Source organism: Streptomyces sp. RP5T, from assembly GCF_003933965.1.
In the GTDB taxonomy this organism is placed as follows: domain Bacteria; phylum Actinomycetota; class Actinomycetes; order Streptomycetales; family Streptomycetaceae; genus Streptomyces.
This window is the reverse complement of record NZ_RSAJ01001152.1, coordinates 1-1,022: the sequence shown is the minus strand read 5'-3', so window position 1 is coordinate 1,022 and position 1,022 is coordinate 1. Positions and strand designations below refer to the sequence as shown.

Annotated in this window: 1 pseudogene; it reads left to right on the top strand. The window is 64.4% G+C overall.

The window, feature by feature from the left end:
- A pseudogene (locus tag EHS43_RS45080) lies at positions 1-285 on the top strand (methyltransferase, FxLD system); the annotation flags it as partial.
- Positions 286-1,022 lie beyond the last annotated feature (737 nt).

Sequence of the window (1,022 nt, the reverse complement as noted above, 5' to 3'; positions counted from 1 at the left end):
GCCCTGAGCCCCGCCCTCGTCGAAGGGGGCTCCATCGCATACCTCACTCTGAAGCGGACCGCGGAAGACCCCGAGACAGAACCCCGGTTCCGGCTGGGAGCCGTCGGCTATGGCCCGGCCGGCGCCGATCTCGCCGAGCGGATCTGCGCGCAGATCCGCGCCTGGAGCCCGGCCCGGACCATCGAACCCGTCGTCACGGCCTACCCTGCGGACACACCGGACAGCGATCTCGCCGACGGAGCCGTGATTGACCGGCCCTCCGTGCGGCTCGTCATCGCCTACTGACCTGGGTAGCCATGCGAGTTCACGAGTCTCGTGGTCGTCTAGCCGGCACAGGACGCCTCGTGGGCACACGTCGGGGCACGGTTTACTGCACAAGCTGACGCTTGCCTGTGGTTCCGAATCGGTCGACCACCATGAAGGCAATGCCCAGCTCGTTAAGAGTTAGTTCCAGACGCCACAAGGCGACCTCGCCGTCGTCGGTATAGGGACGCAGCCCGGAAAACCGGCCCTGTTTCCAATCGCTGTACTCCTCCGAATGAAAGGTGATCTCACTGTCCCAAATGCGGCATTCTGTGTCGTACTGGTCCCAGTCGGCTTCGTCGTAGGTCTCCTCGTGGAGACGGACTTCGGCCCAGGCAAACAGTGCCGGTACAGCATCGGCGTGGAGAGTCCGAGCATGATGGGCCAGCTCGCGAGCTCGGTGGGCGGTTGGCCGTCCTCGTTGTCGACGCCGAGGATGATCTCGCCTCGCCCAGAGAGGTCTTGTTGACCCATTCCTCGATGTCGATGACGAGGCGCTCACCAGCTGCGAGTCGTTCCATCCACGGCCGGGCCAGCTGCAGATCACGGATGTGTAGGACATAGGGGTCGCCCTCGGCGGCCTTACGCAACACTGAGCTGTTTCAGAGGGGCCACCGATGGGGTGGCGGCGTCGAGGTCGCAACGCACGAGGCACCTGCGCCGTTGAGGGAGATGTTCGAAGTCTCAACTCGTCAGCGCAGGTGCCTCGTTGATTCGCC